This is a genomic window from Micavibrio aeruginosavorus (assembly GCF_051245535.1).
Classification (GTDB): domain Bacteria; phylum Pseudomonadota; class Alphaproteobacteria; order Micavibrionales; family Micavibrionaceae; genus Micavibrio; species Micavibrio aeruginosavorus_D.
Window position 1 is genome coordinate 1,478,603 of record NZ_CP195303.1, and the last position, 15,345, is coordinate 1,493,947.

At 57.9% G+C, this 15,345-nt stretch carries 12 protein-coding genes; all 12 read right to left on the reverse strand.

Annotation, left to right across the window (positions count from 1 at the left end):
- Positions 1-241: 241 nt before the first annotated feature.
- Positions 242-2,089: a cell division protein FtsZ gene (gene ftsZ, locus ACSC94_RS07175; RefSeq protein WP_435640163.1), complete on the reverse strand. Its 1,848-nt coding sequence runs from the start codon at positions 2,087-2,089 to the stop codon at positions 242-244.
- A gap of 371 nt (positions 2,090-2,460) precedes the next feature.
- Positions 2,461-3,249, reverse strand: a complete 789-nt coding sequence (locus ACSC94_RS07180; protein ID WP_435640164.1) for a hypothetical protein — start codon at positions 3,247-3,249, stop codon at positions 2,461-2,463.
- A 147-nt stretch (positions 3,250-3,396) separates the two neighbouring features.
- Entirely contained in the window at positions 3,397-4,665 is a 1,269-nt protein-coding gene (ftsA, locus tag ACSC94_RS07185) for a cell division protein FtsA (RefSeq protein WP_014103427.1), read from the reverse strand.
- Between the two features lie 23 nt (positions 4,666-4,688).
- Positions 4,689-5,573 (reverse strand): cell division protein FtsQ/DivIB, encoded by an 885-nt coding sequence (locus ACSC94_RS07190; RefSeq protein ID WP_435640165.1) that lies wholly within the window; start codon positions 5,571-5,573, stop codon positions 4,689-4,691.
- On the reverse strand, positions 5,483-6,481 hold the full coding sequence (locus tag ACSC94_RS07195) for a D-alanine--D-alanine ligase (RefSeq protein WP_435640166.1): 999 nt from the start codon (positions 6,479-6,481) through the stop codon (positions 5,483-5,485). Before ACSC94_RS07195 ends, ACSC94_RS07190 begins: the two co-directional genes overlap by 91 nt.
- A 34-nt stretch (positions 6,482-6,515) precedes the next feature.
- On the reverse strand, positions 6,516-7,502 hold the full coding sequence (murB, locus tag ACSC94_RS07200; RefSeq protein WP_435640167.1) for a UDP-N-acetylmuramate dehydrogenase: 987 nt from the start codon (positions 7,500-7,502) through the stop codon (positions 6,516-6,518).
- An 8-nt stretch (positions 7,503-7,510) separates the two neighbouring features.
- A complete protein-coding gene (murC, locus tag ACSC94_RS07205; protein WP_435640168.1) occupies positions 7,511-8,956 on the reverse strand; it encodes a UDP-N-acetylmuramate--L-alanine ligase in 1,446 nt (481 codons plus the stop codon).
- Between the two features lies 1 nt (position 8,957).
- Positions 8,958-10,112 carry an undecaprenyldiphospho-muramoylpentapeptide beta-N-acetylglucosaminyltransferase gene (murG, locus tag ACSC94_RS07210; RefSeq protein ID WP_435640169.1) on the reverse strand — a complete coding sequence of 385 codons (1,155 nt, stop codon included), beginning with the start codon at positions 10,110-10,112 and terminating at the stop codon, positions 8,958-8,960.
- Between the two features lie 74 nt (positions 10,113-10,186).
- Complete coding sequence (locus ACSC94_RS07215) at positions 10,187-11,380, reverse strand: FtsW/RodA/SpoVE family cell cycle protein (protein ID WP_435640170.1); 1,194 nt, start codon at positions 11,378-11,380, stop codon at positions 10,187-10,189.
- Entirely contained in the window at positions 11,377-12,780 is a 1,404-nt protein-coding gene (gene murD, locus ACSC94_RS07220; protein ID WP_435640171.1) for a UDP-N-acetylmuramoyl-L-alanine--D-glutamate ligase, read from the reverse strand. Before murD ends, ACSC94_RS07215 begins: the two co-directional genes overlap by 4 nt.
- The gene (mraY, locus tag ACSC94_RS07225; protein WP_435640172.1) at positions 12,777-13,862 is read right to left on the reverse strand and encodes a phospho-N-acetylmuramoyl-pentapeptide-transferase; all 1,086 of its coding nucleotides are present in this window, start codon (positions 13,860-13,862) and stop codon (positions 12,777-12,779) included. The genes murD and mraY overlap by 4 nt, the downstream gene beginning before the upstream one ends.
- Positions 13,852-15,309, reverse strand: a complete 1,458-nt coding sequence (locus ACSC94_RS07230; protein WP_435640173.1) for a UDP-N-acetylmuramoylalanyl-D-glutamyl-2,6-diaminopimelate--D-alanyl-D-alanine ligase — start codon at positions 15,307-15,309, stop codon at positions 13,852-13,854. The genes mraY and ACSC94_RS07230 overlap by 11 nt, the downstream gene beginning before the upstream one ends.
- Positions 15,310-15,345 lie beyond the last annotated feature (36 nt).

Consider the following 15,345-nt stretch of genomic DNA (forward strand, 5'->3'; position numbering starts at 1 on the left):
GTTACAAAGGGTAATGCGTTGATTTTAAATGATAAATTCGGGCCACCGCGGCCGGAAACAAAACCACAAATAATCTGCCCCCGTCATACCGGCGCAGGCCGGTATCCAGACGATCCATCCCATGGATACCGGCCTGCGCCGGTATGACGGGTGTCTTCGTGCCTCAAAAACAAAAAAAGAGGGGGTTGGATAAACCAACCCCCTTGGAAGGAGAGGCCAACGCCCCTGATAAAATCAGGGATTAATTGGCCTGGCGACGTAAGAAAGCCGGAATATCCAGGTCTTCATCATTTTGCAGACCCGGCTTGGTGGCCACTGGCGCATCAATGGCCAGGGCTTGCTGAACCGGAGCATGGTGCCCGGCGCGCAGACCACCCGCATTGTTGTGGCTTTCGCCAGCATGCGGAGCAGCTTGTTCACGAACATCCAGCACGTCCTCTTCTTCGTGGCGGCGTGTGAACCGCTCGAAAATGGACGGCGTGCGTTTTTTCGGCTGGGCCGCCTGTTGCGTTGCGACGGATGGCGGGCGCAGAGTCAGGCCAGACGGTTGTACCGGAGCTTCGGTCGTGCGGTGCATCGGTGCAGGAGCGCCATAGGACACAACATCCGGCTGACGTTCCGGCTCAATCGCGCGCGGCGGAATAAAGGATTCACCGTAACGGCTGCCACGCATTGATTCCTGCGTCGGGCGGGTTACCGGTTGCGGTGCGGCCTGCGGCTCATACTGATGATAGTAGGATTGCTGGGCCTGAACCGTTTCCTGAACCTGCGCTTGAACCTGCACGTGGGCTTGTTCCTGCACATAGGTCTGAACCGGGGCCATTTCAACGGCCTGTTGTTCAAACATGTCCATTTCAACGGATTGATCCATCTTGCGGGCAGCGGAACCGATCATCGAACCGGAGACCGCCGACGTTGCCGCCGTGCGCACCGGAGCCGATACAGCCGCATGCGTTGTCGCCGGACGAACCGGCGCAGACGTTTGTGCCGGAGCGGTCAGTTTCGCAGCCGGTGCCGTTACGGCATCAGCCGGGCGGGCGGTGCGATCAACGCGACGTTCGGCCTGTTGCGCACTGGTCAGTGCGTTCAGAACCGTGTTGGGTACGTTTTTTGGGCCACGTGATTTGGCAACAGCCTCAACATCGATACCCGTTGCGAAAACGGATACGCGCATCACGCCATCCAATGTGCCATCGAACGTGGAACCGAAGATGATATTGGCATTCGGGTCAACTTCGTCACGGATGCGGTTACAGGCCTCGTCCACTTCGAACAGGGTCATGTCGTAACCGCCGGTCACGTTGATGATCACGCCATGGGCGCCCTTCATCGACACGTCGTCCAGCAACGGGTTGTTGATGGCGGCTTCGGCGGCTTCGACAGCACGGCGTTCGCCCGTGGCTTCGCCCGTGCCCATCATCGCCTTGCCCATTTCCATCATCGCGGTGCGGATGTCAGCAAAGTCCAGGTTGATCATACCCGGCATAACCATCAAATCGGTTACGCCACGCACACCGGATTGCAAAACACCGTCCGCCATTTTGAAGGCATCGGCAAAGGTGGTTTTTTCGTTCGCAACACGGAACAAATTCTGGTTCGGAATCACGATCAGCGTGTCGACATAATCCTGCATCTCGGCGATACCAGCCTCGGCCATCTTCATGCGCAGAGCGCCTTCGAAATGGAACGGCTTGGTCACAACACCGATGGTCAGGATGCCCTTGTCGCGGCAGGCTTTGGCGATAACGGGTGCAGCGCCCGTCCCCGTGCCACCGCCCATACCGGCAGTGATGAAGGCCATGTTCGCGCCATCCAGGAAGCGCAGAACGTCATCCAGAGATTCTTCAGCCGCAGCGCCGCCGACTTCCGGTCGCGCACCCGCGCCCAGACCGCCGGTAACCGCCATGCCCAACTGAACCTTGTTTTCACACAGGGAACCATCGAGCGCTTGCGCATCCGTATTGCAGACCACGAACTCCACACCCTCCAGGCCGGAGGTGATCATATTATTGACGGCATTACCGCCCGCGCCGCCGACACCGACGACTGTAATTTTCGGAGACAATTTCTTAACCTCTTTATGCTGCATTCTTACATTGATCATTTGGAAAGGACCTCCGTGGACGCGGTGGATTTGATACTCGTGATTCTATGGGGGATGATTCGCCATTAAAAGAGCCTTCGCGCCGCGAGAGCGCAGGAAAGCCCTGAAATACGTGCCATTTTACCCGTTTAATTCATTGTTTTTCAGATGAGGACGAACCGCTAAGTGATTCATCCGACTCAAGACTTCACCACTGTGACAAACCCACATTGATTCGGAAAGAGTCGCGCAGCGTTTTCCTGTGGATAAATATTGATTCTGTGCATGAATTCAATACGATTCGTCCACAGGCATCAGGGGATGAAGGACGGGATAACCATGGGGATGATCAGGAAACACCCGCGGGACAGGCGTTTTTACGGCGTTACACCGTAAAGCGCCACCAAATGACCCGCGCGCGGCGTGCGGTAATGGCGATCAAATTCACGGCGACGCTGCACCGCGTCCGCATCGATGAAAATTTCCGGGTCAAACGTCACAACCTGCCCCGTCGGTACAATGCCCACATTCTGCGGCTCGGCATCGTAATCGAACCAGTCACGTGGATAGGCCTTGTTCGTGCCCCACGACAGATCCAGAATGGCGTTGGTGTAGGCACGGCCGTCCTGCGACACCACACGTTCGGGCATGCGCGTCAGCGGAACCACCTCGGGCAGCATTTCAATGCGCACCTGATCAAAGTCAGCCAACATATTCTGGTTACTGGCAAAAGCCTGCAACACCGTCGGATGAACGGGGCGCAGTTGGCGGCAATTATGATCACCCTCAACCCGCACAACGCGCATTTCACCGCTGGCCATATGCCGGGCCCGAAACGCCACGGCGCGCCCACCATTCCCCAGATAGGATAAATCGGTATAGCCATGATCGGCGACAAATTCGGTCATGCGATCCTGTACAACAATCGCCATCGGGGCCCACGCCCGCACAGCCAGATTCCCGCTCAGATTACAGAAGGTCGGTGCCAATTGATTCAAGGCGTTAAACGCATCGCTTAACGTCGCATACCGGGTGGTGGGAACATCGTTTTTCGGCTGCCAGATCGCATCATGATTGACCATGCCATCCGCATGAAAACTGGCCCGCGCCTGCGCACGCAGCCATTCAATCCGCCCGTTCCATGTTCGTAAATTGGGTTTTGCCATAGGGGTGGTTATAGCGGAGGTTTCAAACCCGAACAAGCAGCCCCTCACCCATATACGTCATCCCGGCGCAGGCCGGGATCTTCTCACCATAATGGACGAAGACCCCGGCCTGCGCCGGGGTGACGGCTCAATAGCTTACCTAAGATTCTACCAGTTTTCCCGCAGCCACAACCGCACGCGGTCGAACAAATTGCCCGGTTCCGCCTGTGCCATAATGGCGGCGGGCATTTCGTCGGCATGTTCGGAGATAAAGGTCAGAAGACCAGCGGTCGTGGCAAAGGCCGGACCGCTCACCGCTTCGGGCAACGCCCCGACGCGCAGAGGACGCCCCAAACGCACTTGTTTATCCAGCACATGTTGCCCCAGATCGCGCAGGCCCGGCAACTGACTGGCCCCGCCGGTTAACACCACACGGCGACCAATGGCCGAACCCAGCCCGGAATCATCCAGACGGGCGCGCACCAATTCAAAAATTTCTTCCAGACGCGGTTGAATAATACCCACCAGCAGAGAGCGCGGCACATGGTTGGGTGCAACATCCGGGTCTTCGCCAATTTGCGGCACGTCGATCAATTCGCTTTCATCCGTGGACGATGCCATGGCCGAACCATAGAGCGTTTTCAACCGCTCCGCCGCCGCCATGGTGGTGGTCAGGCCGCGCGCCACGTCGCTGGTCACATGCTGGCCACCGACCGGAATAGAGTCGGCATAAATCATTGATCCGCCTTGGAAGACGGCCAGTGACGTCACGCCCCCGCCCATATCAATCACGGTACAGCCCAGATCCATTTCATCTTCGACCAGACTGGCCAGACCAGCGGCGTAGGACGACAGACACATCGCCGTAATATCAAGGTGTGAGCGTTCAATACACGTCGCAATATTGCGCAGCGCCCCGGTATCCCCCGTCACCAGATGGATATGGGCCTGCATTTTTTGTGTAAACAAACCACGCGGATCGCGCACGCCGCCATGACCATCCACAGTGAAGCCCGTGGCGATGGTGTGGACCAGTTCGTGATCGGTGCTGAGCGCTTGCGTCTGCGCGCGGGCCAAGGCCCGGCGAATATCGTGGTCGGTGACTTCATGCCCCAGAACGTCAATATCAACACCGAAGGAATGCGATTGCGCATGAATACCGGGGACGTTGATGACGACTTCGCGCAAGGGATAACCCTTGATCGTCTGCGCCGCCATATGTTCGGCCGCATTCACCGCCTGACGGATGGAGGCTTCGGCAGCTTCCAGATCAATGACGGTGCCGCCTTTGATTCCGTTGGACGCCTGATGGCCGATGCCCAAAACTTCGAACCCGCCTTCATCATCAATAATGCGCGCGATGAAGCAGGCGATCTTGCTGCTGCCAATATCCAGCGCGGCGAGGACGGAGCCCTTTGGTTTTGGTTTGTGTTTCATAAGTTTATACGCCGTTCATACCCTTAAATATCATTGTCGCCAGACAGGCTGAAACTGGCCTTATATTCCTGAACCCGCCCCGGCGCGGTGCGCACGGTGATGCGGTTGCCTTCGCGCAGATCAACGATCGTGATGTCTTTTTTCAACAAGCCATCTTCGGCCTCGGCCTTGGCCAGACGGGACAGCGCCAGCGCCACATCGCCTTCCGGCAGACGCACGACCACACCGTTTTTCATTTTCAAATCCCAACGGCGTTCGCCCACCCATGTGATGGCCTCGACCTGATCACGGATGGTTGGTTCACCGCCCAGCAACCCGATCAGCGGCGCGGCATGGAACGGGGCATCTTCGCCCACGATCAAGGGCAGATTGCGGAATTTTGCCAAATTGGTTTCAGCCAGAACCGTGCCCTTGCCATCCACCAGACGAATTTTCCCCTGATGCTGCCACAAAGCCAGCGGTGCGCGTTCGGTCAAACGCACGTAAATGGTATCGGGCAAACGGCGCTCAACGTGGGCGCTTTCCACCCATGAAATACGCTCCAGTTGCGCTTTGACCTCAACCGGATCAAACGCCATGATCGGGTCGCCCCGGCGCGCATTGATCAAGCCCAGCAAAACATCGGGATCGGCATTCACGCGGCCCTCGACCAGCACGTTCTGCACGGCATACCCTGCCTCAGCCGCGGAATCCTGAAACGCCAGTTCCGCATTGTCCATCGTGCGCGTCACCGTGCCGGACATCCACAGCCAAGCACCACCCCACGCGCTGGTCACGACCAGCGCGGTGATAAAACCAAAACGGCGTAACGCGTTAATTATGCGCGTTTTTTTTGCGTTGCGGCTGCGCCGTCCGAGGACGGAGCTGCGGCGTGCGCCGTTTGATTTCCCTGATCGAGAGCGTGGCATCGGGCATTCTCCACAAGGTGGGCACAAAGTTCGGCAAAGGTTTTGCCGTTGCGAATAACCTGGGACGGACCGATGGATTCAGCCGTGCATCCAGGTTGGGTGTTAATTTCGAGGAAGCACAATCCCGTTGCGCCCGCCTTTGAATCATCATAGCGGAAATCACAACGGGCCAGCCCTTCGCACCCGAGAACATCGTAGACACGCTTCGCATAGTCAAGCGCCGTGTTGTAAACATCATCCGGCACGGGGGCCGGCATGACGTAGGATGTACGGGTGTCGTGGTATTTGGCTTCGTAATCAAAGAAACGGGTTTGGGACACAATCTCGGTCACGGCCTGGGCCACGCCGTCCAGAACGGCCACGGTCAATTCGCGGCCCGGAATGTAGCGTTCGACCAGAACGGTTTCACCGTAAACCCAGCTATCGGCATCCAGCGGCGGATGATTGTCGTTTTCCAGCACGATGCGCACGCCCACGCTGGAGCCTTCGTTCGTCGGCTTCACAACATACGGCGCATCCATGACTTTGCCGGACAGCACTTCGTCCTTTGTCGCCACACGGCCATCGGCCACCGGCACGCCAACCGATGCGGCCAGACGGCGGGTAATCGGCTTGTCCATCCCGATGGCGGATGCCAGAACGCCGGAATGAGTGTAGGGAATTTCGAGCATTTCCAAAACGCCCTGAATCACGCCATCTTCACCGCCGCGGCCATGAAGATTATTGAAAACCGCATCCGGTTTCGGCGTCAGGGAGGCGATCAGCGCGGGAATATCTTTCTTCACGTCGATGACGGTCACGTCATAGCCCGCTTCGATCAGGGCCTTTTCAACGGATTTACCTTTGTCCAGAGACACTTGACGTTCAGCAGACCAACCGCCAACCAGCAATGCAACCTTCTTCGCCATGATGAGCCCCTTTCGTTTCCGTGACCTGTTACCATCATTGCAGATGTTGGGGGTCGGGGACAAGCGCCGGATCGGGCAAAACATCACCAATTCGGCGAATTTCCCACCGCAACGTCACGCCGGTTTGATCCAGCACCCGGCGACGGATTTCCTCGCCCAGATTTTCCAGATCAGCGGCCGTGGCCGTTCCGGTATTGATCATAAAATTACAATGCAAATCCGACATCATCGCCCCACCGATGGTCAGACCCCGCCCGCCCACGCGGTCGATCAATTGCCAGGTTTTCGTCCCCTCCGGCAACCCGGCGGCGGCCAGTTCATCGGCGGATGGGTTGGCGAAGGTCGACCCGCCGGTTTTTTCCCGGATCGGTTGCGTCGTCGCGCGTTTGGTTTTGATATCGGCGATATGGGCACGAATGGTTTCGGCATCCCCCGGCGTTCCACGGAACACGGCGTGCGTAAAAATCCAATCATCCGGCACATCGGTATGACGGTACGTCATGTGCATATCGGCGGGTGTCAATTGACGCACGCACCCCGCACGATCCACCGCCGTGGCGTGGACCAGAACATCTTTCGTTTCCGTTCCATACGCGCCCGCATTCATACGCAACGCCCCACCAATCGTGCCAGGCACACCGCTTAAAAATTCCAATCCCGCCAGCCCCGCATCGGCAGCGACATTGGCCACATTGCCATCCAGCGCGGCGGCCCCCGCAGAGACTTCCAACCCATCCACGCGAATATCGGCAAATTCACGCCCCAGACGGATCACAACACCGCGCAAACCGCCATCACGCACGATGGTGTTGGATAAAACGCCCAACGTGGTCACCGGAATATCCGCGGGGCACGCCGACAAGAATGCCACCAGATCATCCATATCGGCGGGCTTAAACAACACATCCGCCGTTCCCCCACAGCGGAACCACCCCACACTGCCCAACGGGGCATTGTCGGTATAGCGCCCGCGCACGGACGGCAATTGAGTGGATGCAATTTTAACGGCGGGTTTTGTCATGGCAGGGTTTACGCAGCGCTTCCCGATTTTTTCGTCAGGCCGCGTAAATTTTCAATCTGCCCCGGCAAGGCATACGCCCATTTAGTAATATCCCCGGCCCCAAGGCAAACAACGTAATCACCCGGTTTCGCCACAGCGTTGATCGCCACCGGCAACCCTTCGGGTCCGGCCAGAACGGCAACGCGGTGGTGGCCGGATTGTTCAACGCCCTCCGCCAAAATCTGGTGGTCAACACCATTGATCGGCGTTTCACCAGCGGCGTAGACGGGCGCGATAAACACATAATCCGCATCGGCAAAACAGGCGCAAAATTCACCGAACAACGACGACAGGCGCGAATAACGGTGCGGCTGCATCACGGCCAGAACACGCCCGCCCGTTTCCGACACGGCCATGCGCGCGGCCTTTAACACCGCCGTAATTTCAATCGGGTGATGGCCGTAATCATCAATCACGGTAATGCCATCAACTACACCCGTGCGGGTGAAACGGCGTTTAACCCCGGCAAAGTCAGCCAACGCTTCGCGCATCGCCGCTTCCGAAAAATCCAGTTGATGGCCAATGGCAAGCGCCGCCAAAGAATTCTGCACGTTATGCAGACCCAGCATCGGCAAGCGCATATCGGACAGAGCCAACCCATCATCGAAAATCACATCGAAAACGGACACGCCATTTTCAACGCGCACATTTTCGGCCCGCACATCGGCATCATCGGCAAAGCCGTAGGTAATGATTTTGCGATCGGTTACAGATTCCGCCAGATCGCGCACTTCCGGATGGTCGAGGCACAAAACGGCAAAGCCGTAGAACGGAATATTCTGCACATATTGGCGATAGGATTCGCGCACGGCATCGAAATCGCCGTAATGATCCATATGTTCCGGGTCGATATTCGTGACAACGACATGCGTTGCGGGCAGGCGCGTGAATGTGCCATCACTTTCATCCGCCTCCACCACCATCCAATCCCCCACGCCCATGCGCGTGTTGGTGCCATAGGCATTGACGATGCCGCCATTGATCACCGTCGGGTCAACCCCGCCGGATTCCAGCATCGCGCCAACCATCGACGTCGTGGTGGTTTTACCGTGCGTGCCGCCAATGGCGATGGCCCGGCGCAAACGCATCAATTCGGCCAGCATATCCGCCCGGCGCACAACGGGCAGACGTGCATCGCGTGCGGCAACCAGTTCCGGGTTCGTGGATTTCACGGCGGATGACACAACGACAACCGCCGCCATATCGCCCTGCGGCGTTTGTAAATTTTCTTCCGCGTGACCGATGGACACGTGAATGCCCTTGTCCCGCAAACGTTGCACGTTGGCGTTCTCGGATTGGTCCGATCCCTGCACGCTGTAGCCCATGCCGTGCAGAATTTCGGCAATGCCGCTCATGCCAATACCGCCGATACCGACGAAATGCAATGTTCCGGTGTCGCAGGGAATAATACGCATTCTATTTATCCTCGTTACTGGGCGTCGGACCTTGCGGGCGCATGGCTTCGCCATCCCAGCCAGAGGCCACGGCCATCACCAGATTGCCCAAACGCCGCGCCGCATCCGGGCGGCCAACACTGCGCGCCGCTTCCGCCGCGCGGAACAATGTTTGCGGGTTTTGCAGGAAGGTTTCAATGCGGGCCAGCAAGGCTTCCTCGGTAAATCCGTTCTGCGTCATCACCCATGCACCACCCGCATCGGCCACCATATCTGCGTTGGCTTTTTGCTGTTGGTCGGCATGGTGCGGATAGGGCACGAAAATCGCCGGGCGGCCCGCGGCGGTGACTTCGGCCACCGTGCTGGCACCGGAACGGCCAACCACCAAATGCGTGTGCGCCAAACGGTCCGGCACATCGCGGAAGAATGTTTCCAATTCCGCCTTGATTCCCGCCGCATCATAAATGCGACGCACATTTTCAATGTCGCTTTCACGGCATTGCTGAACCACTTCGATCCGCGCACGGTAATCCGGGGACAGACGCGACAAAGCCGCCGGAACCACATCGGAAAACACATGCGCCCCCAACGACCCGCCCATGACGAAAATGCGCAGAGCGCCATCCGGTTGAATAATCGGATAGGGTTTGTAGCTTAAGGACGAAATTTCTTCACGCACCGGATTGCCCGTCACAACGGCACGGGCATTATCCGCCGGTTCCAACCCATGCACATGCGGCATGGACAATGCGATCCGGCTGGCGCGTGCGGCCAGCATCACGTTGGCGCGGCCAACGATGGCGTTTTGTTCGTGGATGATGGTGTCCACCTTCATCCCCTGCGCCGCGAACACGGCGGGGAAGGATGGATACCCACCAAACCCGGCAACGACCGTCGGCTTTAATTTTTTCACCAGATTGCGGGCCTGCAAAATGCCAAAGGCCAACCCCGCCGCCCCGCGCACCTTGCCCACCAATCCACGGCCGAGCGTTCCCGCGCTGATCACATGGACGGGGATGTCCCCAAAAATATTCGCGAACTTGCTGCCGCGCGCGTCGGTGACCAGTTCAACGCGATAACCGCGCGAAATCAAATCACGCCCAAGCGCTGCCGCCGGGAACACATGGCCGCCGGTCCCGCCGGCGCTCAAAAGAATCAGTTTGGATGTATCTGTCATAATGACGTTTTACTGCCTGAAAACGGGTCTGTACAGGGTTGCATCATGCCACAAACCCGCCTTATCCCAAAGGTTTAGGAGGCATTCATCTGGGTTTTGGGGGCCATTCCGCCCTTGGCGATGGTCGATCGCCCCTGGCGCCGGGTCAAAGCCAGCAAAAACCCCATGCCCACGCCCACAGCCACCAGCGACGATCCGCCGTAGCTTAAGAAAGGCAATGTCATCCCCTTGGTCGGGATCAGGGCCAGATTCGACCCCATATGGACCAGACTTTGGCACCCGAACATGGTCAACAGACCGCCCGTGCCCAGAATAACAAACATGTTATCCGAATCCATCACGCGGTTCAGGCCACGCAAAATCACCCAAGCGAACAAGCCGATGATGATCAGCAACAGAACCAAGCCCATTTCTTCACCCGCCACCGAAAACACGAAATCGGTATGCGCATCGGGAATGGCCAGCTTCACCGTCCCCTGCCCCGGCCCGGCACCGAATATGCCACCTTCCTGAAACGCTTGGCGCGCCAGATCGATCTGGTACGTATCGCCCGTTTCGGGATTGAGGAAGCGGTCAATACGGCTGCGCACGTGGTGCAGGCCGAAATACGCCGCCACACCGCCCAGAGCCGCCACACCGCCCAGCCCGACGACCAGACGCAACGGCAGCCCCGCCAGAAACACCTGCCCCACAATAATCGCGGTGACCAGCATCGACATGCCGAAATCGGGTTGCAGGATCAGCAGTGAAATCAACAACGCATACAGCCCCGCCGCCAGACGATCACCGGGGAAGCCCGGTTGATCCTTCTGCCGCGCCATAAACCATGCGATGACAACGGCGAAGGCGGGTTTAGCGAACTCGCTGGGCTGGATGGAACCGAAGGGCAAGTGAATCCAGCGCTGCGCGCCCTTCACTTCCGCCCCGGCGACCAGAACGAACGCCATGCACAAAATGCTGCCCGCCAGAATAACACTGGCAATGCGCCAGATGGTCCGGTGCGAACACATCGACAGGCCAACCATGGCCAGAAGCGACGGCACCAAAAACACCATATGGCGTTTAAAGAAATAATATTGATCCAGCCCCAACCGTTCCGCCACCGGCGGCGACCCGGTCACCACCATCACAATCCCGATCCCGGCCAGCGCCAGCATGATGGATAACAACACGCGGTCCACCGTCCACCACCATTGACCGACGATGGATTGGTCGGTCCGGGAAAACATGCGCCCCGTGCGGGAATGGTTGGTGGATAATCCGATCATGCCTTGTCCCCTTCGGGCAATGCCATGACCATTTTCGTGAATTCATCGCCCCGGTGTTCAAAGGACCGGAATTGATCGAACGACGCACAGGCCGGGGACAGTAACACAACGCCGGCCCCGCCCGGTTCACCCCGTGCGGCTTGCGCCGTGATATGGGCCTCACTGACGGCGCGGTCCAGCGTTTCGCTGCGCACATAATCAACGCCACGATTATCCAGCCATTTGCAAAAATCATCCATGGCCGCGCCGATCACAAACGCCTTGCGCACGCGATCCATAAACGGTTCCAGACCATTCAGGCCGCCATCCTTCGGCTTGCCTCCAACGATCCAGCAGATGTTGCGGTAACAGACCAAAGCCTTGGCCGTGGCATCGGCATTGGTCGCCTTGCTGTCATTCACATAGGCCACGCCGTTGATCACGCGCGTCATAAATTGACGATGCGGCAACCCCGGATAGGTTTTGACCGCATTCATAATCACATCCGCATCCAACCCGGACAGGCGCGCGGTGATATAGGCGGCGCAAATATTCTGGTGGTTATGCACGCCGGGCAAGGTCGTCAACGCGGACACGGACCCGATTTCACGCACCTCCCCATCCATGCAATCAAACAGCACGCCGTTTGATACATAGGCTCCACGCTCCACCGGGTTCAGGACGGAAATCGCGTAGACATCGCGTTCACCCGCCTCCTGCACCTGTTTGAACATGGCGCGGGATGGTTCGTCATCCACACCGATAATCGCGGCCCCGGTTCCACGGAAAATCCGCATCTTCGCCGCCGCATATCCGGCCATGTCGCCGTGGCGATCCAGATGATCGGGCGTTAAATTCATATGCACGCCAATATTCGGTGCAAATGTCGGGCACAAATCCAGTTGATAGGATGATAATTCCAGAACGATCACGCCATCCTGCGGCGGCAATTCAATATCCAACGCCGCACGGCCAATATTCCCGCCGACGGATGCCGTCACGCCGCTGGCATTCAGAATATGCCCGATCAGCGCCGTGGTTGTTGATTTACCGTTTGTGCCGGTTATGCCGATGGTTTTGCGCCCATGACCAGCCCGATGCAACAATTCAACATCGCCCAGAATTTCTACGCCCGCATCCTGCGCCCGCGCCACAATCACGTGCGGTTCCGGGTGCGTCAGCGGAATACCCGGCGCCACGACCAGCATGGCAAAACCGGACAGATCGGCGATCGTCAGATTGCTGATGGTCGCGCCTTCGGCGGCGGCCTGTGTCCGCTTGGTTTCATCATCGTCCCATGCCGTGACGGATACACCCGCCCGCACAAAAGCCGAAACGGTGGCCAGGCCGGATAACCCCAACCCGAACACCGCAACAGGACGACCACCCAGATTGGCGGCGATAGACGATAGATCAATCATCGCAATTTCAATGTTGAAAGCCCGATCAAAGCCAGGATGACAGCAATGATCCAGAAACGGATCACCACGGTCGGTTCCGACCACCCTTTTTTCTCGTAATGATGGTGCAGCGGCGCCATGCGGAACACGCGCTTGCCCGTCAATTTAAACGACGCCACCTGCACGATCACAGATACGGTTTCCAGCACGAACAGCCCACCGATAATGGCCAGAACCAGTTCGTGTTTCGTAATCACCGCCATCGCGCCCAGAACCCCGCCCATGGACAAGGACCCGGTATCGCCCATAAACACCATCGCCGGGGGCGCGTTGTACCACAGGAACCCCATCGCTGCACCAACCAGCGCACCGCACAGAATGGCCAGCTCGCCCGTGCCCGGCACGAACGGAATTTGCAAATAATCGGAATAAATCGCATTGCCGACCAGATAGGCGATCAGACCAAAACACGCCGCCGCAATCGCCACTGGAACAATCGCCAGACCATCCAGACCATCGGTCAGGTTCACGGCGTTCGATGCGCCAACCATGACAATCACCGCCCACGGAATGAAGAACCACCCCAGATTCAGGAACAGGGATTTAAAGAACGGAATGGCCACATGATGGTTCAGCGTTTCCGGGGCCACATGCATGGCCCACAAGGTCGCAATCAAACCAATGGTAATTTGCGCCACCAGTTTCAGCTTGCCCGACAACCCCTTGGAATTTTTCTTGGTCAGTTTCAGATAATCGTCGCCAAAGCCAATCATGCCGAACCCGACCATGACCATCAGGGCGATCCATACATAATGGTTGGACAAATCCGCCCACAACAGCGTGGAAATGGTCACGGAAATCAGAACCATCAACCCGCCCATGGTTGGCGTGCCGGCTTTCTTCGCGTGGGCTTCTTCCAGATATTCGCGGATGTTGCTGGCGCTGCCCTGTTTTGATTTCAGCCAGCGGATCATGCCGGGACCAATCAGGAAACAAATCACCAGCGCCGTCATAATGGCACACCCGGTCCGGAAGGTCAGATACCGGAACAGGTTGAAAAAGATAAAATCGTCGCCCAGCGGGGCCAGCAAATTATAAAGCATCTTCAACCTCGCGGCGTGATGTGTTTGCGTTTTTCTTTTGTTTGCGTGTATGCGGCAGATGACGCAGCGTTTCCACCACAACATCCATCCGGCTGCCGTGCGATCCCTTGACCATCACGACATCACCCGGCACCAGAACTTCGGGCACGATTTCGGCCAGTTCGGTGCTGGTCGCGCGATGCGCGCCGCGTTGCTCCGGCGGCAACGCATCATGCAGATTTTTCATCAGCGCACCGCATGTATAGACCAGATTCACATCCGCCGCCTGTAACGGCAGGGCCAGTTCGGCATGCAACCGCGCCCCATCGGCCCCCAGCTCCAGCATATCGCCCAGCACCGCAATGCGGCGCCCGCCACGACCCGGATCGATCAGGGCCAAAACCTTGAACGCCGCCTGCATCGCCACGGGGGATGCGTTATAGCTTTCATCGATCAATGTGACAGGATTACGGCGATCCCCAATATTGATACGCTCGCGGCGGCCACGGCCCACCGGGGGGGCCACTTTTTCCAATGCTTTCGCGGCCTTGCGCACGTTTCCACCGGCGGCGGACACGGCCAGCAACACGGCAATCGCGTTCATGGCAATATGACGCCCGGCGATCAGCAGGGTGAACGATACCTCTTCCCCGCAAATCACGGCCCGCACACGCGATCCGTTGGACGCCAGCAGGCATTCCACCAACCGCCCATCAACATCATCCCCGCCACCGAAGGACAGGATTTTGCCAACGCCACATTTGCGTGCGCCTTGCGCCAATTGGTCGAAATGCGGGTTGTCGGCATTTAAAATGGCCACACCGCTGGCACCCATACCTTCGAAAATTTCCGCCTTCGCCGCGGCGATGGCTTCGGTCGTGCCGAAATGTTCCAGATGAACCGGTTCAATGGTGGTGATAATCGCAATGTGCGGGCGCACTTGGCTTGTCAGTCCGGAAAGTTCCCCGGCATGGTTCATGCCCATTTCGAAAATGCCGTAATCACACCCCGCATGCATGGTGGACAATGACAGCGGCACACCCCAATGGTTGTTGTGGCTGGCCTTGCTGTAATGAGTCTGGCCCAAGGCCCCAAAGGCCACGGCCATCATTTCCTTCGTTCCGGTTTTACCAACCGAACCGGTGACACCGATGATCTTTGCCCCCGTGCGGTTACGGGCACCCTGACCCAAAGCCTGCATGCCCGTGAACGTATCATCTACCATCAAAATCGGCGCGTGGTCGGGCAAGCCATCGACCGGATGCGCGATCATCACCGCAGCAGCCCCCTTGTCCAAAGCCATTTTCACATAGGCATGGCCATCGCTGGCATCACCCTTGATGGCGATAAACAGATCACCCGGCTGCAATGTGCGTGTATCAATCGACACGCCCGTGGCGGCCCAATCCTGCGCGCCCAGCAAACGTCCGTTCGTGGCTTTCGCCGCGTCGGATGCGCTCCAGATCACGTGTGATTCAGGCTTCTGCCTATGCTTACAAAATAA

What these genes read in the sequence shown, in the direction of transcription:
- ACSC94_RS07190 (WP_435640165.1), bottom strand. Translation starts at nt 5,573, where the DNA reads ATGCCACGCTCTCGATCAGGGAAATCAAACGGCGCACGCCGCAGCTCC.
- murC (WP_435640168.1), bottom strand. Translation starts at nt 8,956, where the DNA reads ATGCGTATTATTCCCTGCGACACCGGAACATTGCATTTCGTCGGTATC.
- ftsA (WP_014103427.1), bottom strand. Translation starts at nt 4,665, where the DNA reads ATGAAACACAAACCAAAACCAAAGGGCTCCGTCCTCGCCGCGCTGGAT.
- murG (WP_435640169.1), bottom strand. Translation starts at nt 10,112, where the DNA reads ATGACAGATACATCCAAACTGATTCTTTTGAGCGCCGGCGGGACCGGC.
- ACSC94_RS07180 (WP_435640164.1), bottom strand. Translation starts at nt 3,249, where the DNA reads ATGGCAAAACCCAATTTACGAACATGGAACGGGCGGATTGAATGGCTG.
- murD (WP_435640171.1), bottom strand. Translation starts at nt 12,780, where the DNA reads ATGATTGATCTATCGTCTATCGCCGCCAATCTGGGTGGTCGTCCTGTT.
- mraY (WP_435640172.1), bottom strand. Translation starts at nt 13,862, where the DNA reads ATGCTTTATAATTTGCTGGCCCCGCTGGGCGACGATTTTATCTTTTTC.
- ftsZ (WP_435640163.1), bottom strand. Translation starts at nt 2,089, where the DNA reads ATGCAGCATAAAGAGGTTAAGAAATTGTCTCCGAAAATTACAGTCGTC.
- ACSC94_RS07195 (WP_435640166.1), bottom strand. Translation starts at nt 6,481, where the DNA reads ATGGCGAAGAAGGTTGCATTGCTGGTTGGCGGTTGGTCTGCTGAACGT.
- ACSC94_RS07215 (WP_435640170.1), bottom strand. Translation starts at nt 11,380, where the DNA reads ATGATCGGATTATCCACCAACCATTCCCGCACGGGGCGCATGTTTTCC.
- murB (WP_435640167.1), bottom strand. Translation starts at nt 7,502, where the DNA reads ATGACAAAACCCGCCGTTAAAATTGCATCCACTCAATTGCCGTCCGTG.